Consider the following 3,878-nt stretch of genomic DNA (forward strand, 5'->3'; position numbering starts at 1 on the left):
GCGCGAGGTTGCTGAGCCGCCGTCAGGTAGTTCCGGGGAGGGGTGGGGTTCAGCGATCAGTTGATGCTCCTGTGCCCGTTGGGCCCAGTCGTTGGCGGTGCCTTTCCGTGTCCCGTATGCTGACAGGTCAGTCGATGCACCGACGACACCGACCTGCAAGTGAGCCACACGAGCGAAAGGTGAAGACATGACTGACAGCGACAAATCTCAAGACCGGAGCCCGGTGCCCGATCAGGCGGAGGCCAACGCCTTCTTCCCGAGCCCGTACTCGCTCTCCCAGTACACGTCGAGCAGGACCGACTTCGACGGCCTCGTCACCGAGGAGACATACACTGGCGGGAAGTGGAAGATCCTCACGATCGCCACCGACGAGCGGTACATGCTCATGAGGAATGGCATGTTCTTCTCCACCGGCAATCATCCCGTCGAGACGCTGTTGCCACTCCACCACATGGCTGAGGCCGGCTACGAGATCGATGTGGCCACCGTCAGCGGCGGGCCCGGAAAATTCGAATGGTGGGCCTACCCCGGGCAGGACGAGGCCATCGCCTCCGCGTGGTCGAGCACCGAGACGAAATTCAAGGCTCCGCTGAGGCTCTCCGACGTCATCGCGAACGGCCTCGACGACTACGCCGCGATCTTCATCCCGGGCGGTCACGGTGCCATGAACGTCATCCCCTTCGACCGGGACGTGCAGGCTGCCCTGGACTTCTTCCTAGACAATGACAGGCTCATCATCACTCTCTGTCATGGTCCGGCGGCATTGTTGGCCGCAGGCCTCGATCGCTCTGAGAACCGCTTTGCCGACTACCGTGTCACTGCGTTCCCGGACGCACTCGACTTCGGCGCGAACATCGACATCGGCTATCTACCTGGCGAGATGCCGTGGGCTCTCGGCGAGACGTTGAAGAAGGACGGCATCGAGATCATCAACGATGAGATGACCGGTGCCACCACACGCGACCGCAACCTCCTGACCGGGGACAGTCCGCTCGCGGCGCATCAGCTCGGAAAAGAGTCTGTGATCGCGCTTCTGGAGAGTTTCGGCAGCTGAGTCCTTCGTCGTTCAGCGTCCCGCCAAACGACCGTAACGTCACTGAATGCGCACTGCTCTGGGCGCATTCAGCGACGTCACGGTGATTCAGAGACGCGGCCGACGGCGGTTCAGCAAACTGGCGCAAGATTGCTGAACCGCCGTCGGCTAGTTCTGGGAGGGGCGCGGGTTCAGCGTTCTGCCAGCCTGGGTCAGGATAATCGATAGCAGCCGCCCACTTGATCACTTTCGGAAGGACCATGGACGACTATCGAAGTCCCGGCTGGGACATCACCTTCAGCACCTCGGAACAATTCAATAGCGCGCGGGCAGACGCTTTGCGAGCACAGAGCGCGCGGGCAGGTGGTCGCCGTTGACCTGGCTGCTCTCGTTGCTCGTCGGCCTTCTCGTCGTCCTGCTCATCACGGTGGCCACCGGCTACTTCGTGGCGCAGGAATTCGCCTACATGGCCGTCGACCGCTCCCGTCTGGCCGCACGTTCGGCCTCCGGTGATCGCGCCGCGGACCGAGCCCTGTCCATCACCCGCCGCACCTCCTTCATGCTCTCCGGCGCGCAGCTGGGCATCACCGTCACCGGTCTGCTCGTCGGCTACGTCGCCGAACCGCTCATCGGCACAGCCGTCGGCGAGGCCCTCGGCGGCACCCCGATCCCCGCCGGCACAGGCATCCTCATCGGCACTGTCCTCGCCCTGCTCGTCTCGACGCTCATCCAGATGCTCTTCGGCGAACTGTTCCCGAAGAACCTGGCCATCGCCCGCCCCGAGGCGCTCGCCACCTGGCTCGCCCGCTCGACCTCGATCTATCTGACCTTGTTCGGCTGGCTCATCACGATCTTCGACAAAGCCTCGAACGCCCTGCTGCGCGTCCTCGGCATCGAGCCGGTCCACGACGTCGATCATTCGGCCACCCGCCGCGATCTCAAGCACATCGTCGCCGAATCCCGGGAGGGCGGCGAGATCGTCGACGACGATTCGCTCATGCTCGACCGCATCCTCGACTTCCCGGCCCAGACGGTCGCCCACGCCACGGTGCCGCGCTCACGCGTCGACGTCATCGACATCGACACGCCCCTGGACGAGGTGCGCGACAGGATGAGCCGCGGCCACTCCCGCTACCCCGTGCTCGACGCCGACGATCAGGTGATCGGTACGATCGACCTCCTCGACGTCTTCGCTGAGGCGGGGCCGGGCCCCCGCGAAAACGTCACCGAGGCGGCACCGGGCTCGACGGACACCGCCACCGCGACCGGGGTCCGCTCCCTCCTGCGCGACCCGGTCTTCGTGCCGGAATCCCTCCCGCTGCCGGACGCGGTGTCCACGCTGTTCGAACGCGGAGAGCAGATGGCCTGCGTCGTCGACGAATACGGCGGCTTCGCCGGAATCCTGACGATGGAGGACCTCGGCGAGGAACTCGTCGGTGACATCGCCGACGAACACGACCACACCGTCGACGAACTCATCGAGACCGGCGACGGCACCTGGACGGCACCCGGGATCATCCCCCTCGACGAGGTGGCCCGCGTCCTTCAACGCGAACTGCCGGCCACCTCGGCGCAGACCTTGTCGGGACTCGTCATCGAACACCTCCGCGGATTCCCCGAGGTGGGCGACCGGGTCTCGATCGAACTGCCGATCGACCCCGCCGACCTCAGCGAACACGACACCCCGGAGACCGAGCGCCTCGTCATCGACGTCGTCGAAGTGGCCACGCATGTGCCCGCGCGGCTGCGGATCGGGATCGAGGTGGCACGATGAGCAATCCCTGGGTCATCACCGCGATCACGATCGCCATCATCGGGCTGAGCGCGTTCTTCGTCGCCGTCGAATTCGCTCTCATCGCCGCGAAACGCCACCGCCTCGAAGACGCCGCCGTCGACAGCCGCTCAGCGAGGGCTGCCCTGCGCAGCTCGACCGAGCTGTCGGTGCTTTTGGCCGGATCGCAGCTGGGCATCACGGCGTGTACTTTGGCGCTCGGGGCGATCACGAAACCGGCCGTCCACCACTGGATCACCCCGGTCGCCGAAGCGCTCGGCCTGCCGCTGTGGATCGCCGACATCATCGGCTTCGTCCTCGCCCTCATCGTCGTCACCTTCCTCCACCTCGTCGTCGGTGAGATGGCGCCGAAGTCGTGGGCGGTGGCACATCCGGAACGCTCGGCGATCATGCTGGCACTGCCGATGCGGGCCTTCATGTTCCTCACCCGCCCGCTGCTGCACGTGCTCAACAACGCGGCGAACGCGTGCCTGCGGATGGTCAAGGTCGAGCCCGTCGACGAGGTCGATCAGGCGCACACGCCGGAGGACCTGAGGCAGCTGCTGCAGCATTCGGCGCAGGCGGGAACTCTCGAGAAGGAGTCCTCGGAGGCTCTGCTCGGCGCCCTCGACCTCACCCGGCTCACACTTGATGAGCTCGTGGCCGGTCGCCCGGAGCCGACAGCCGTCGGTCCGGCAGCGACTGCGGGTGAGGTGCGTGAGGCGTCGCGCCGTGACCGACATCGTCGAGTCCTCGTCCGCGCCGAGGCTGATGATCGGCTGAGTCATGTGGTGCATGTCCGGGATGTGCTCGGACTCGCCGAGGATGCTCCCATCACCGAGGCGGCCCGTCCCGTCACCGTCGTGGACGGATCGATGACCGTGGTGCGGGCGTTCGAGGCGATGCGCGAGGACAGCGTGCAGCTGGCCTTGGTGGAGAAGGCCGACGGCGGCCACGCAGTCGTGACCGTCACCGACGTGCTCACCCACCTGCTCACCACCGGCCAAGCGACCTCCTCAACCTGACCACACCCTAATTACTACCCGACGGCGGCCCAGCAACCTGGCGCCAGGT

3 protein-coding genes are annotated in these 3,878 nt (G+C 65.9%); all 3 read left to right on the plus strand.

Features of this window, described 5'->3' with window-relative positions:
* Positions 1 to 187 precede the first annotated feature (187 nt).
* Complete coding sequence (gene hchA, locus AD89_RS0116700; RefSeq protein WP_025780680.1) at positions 188 to 1,054, plus strand: glyoxalase III HchA; 867 nt, start codon at positions 188 to 190, stop codon at positions 1,052 to 1,054.
* A 352-nt stretch (positions 1,055 to 1,406) separates the two neighbouring features.
* Complete coding sequence (locus AD89_RS0116705) at positions 1,407 to 2,807, plus strand: hemolysin family protein (protein ID WP_025780682.1); 1,401 nt, start codon at positions 1,407 to 1,409, stop codon at positions 2,805 to 2,807.
* Positions 2,804 to 3,829 carry a hemolysin family protein gene (locus AD89_RS0116710; protein ID WP_025780683.1) on the plus strand — a complete coding sequence of 342 codons (1,026 nt, stop codon included), beginning with the start codon at positions 2,804 to 2,806 and terminating at the stop codon, positions 3,827 to 3,829. The genes AD89_RS0116705 and AD89_RS0116710 overlap by 4 nt, the downstream gene beginning before the upstream one ends.
* Positions 3,830 to 3,878: the final 49 nt, after the last annotated feature.

It is taken from the genome of Brevibacterium sp. VCM10 (genome assembly GCF_000583215.1).
GTDB classification, from domain to species: domain Bacteria; phylum Actinomycetota; class Actinomycetes; order Actinomycetales; family Brevibacteriaceae; genus Brevibacterium; species Brevibacterium linens.

Excerpts from the sequence above, each read along its gene's own strand:
- hchA (WP_025780680.1), top strand. The coding sequence starts at position 188 with ATGACTGACAGCGACAAATCTCAAGACCGGAGCCCGGTGCCCGATCAG.
- AD89_RS0116710 (WP_025780683.1), top strand. The coding sequence starts at position 2,804 with ATGAGCAATCCCTGGGTCATCACCGCGATCACGATCGCCATCATCGGG.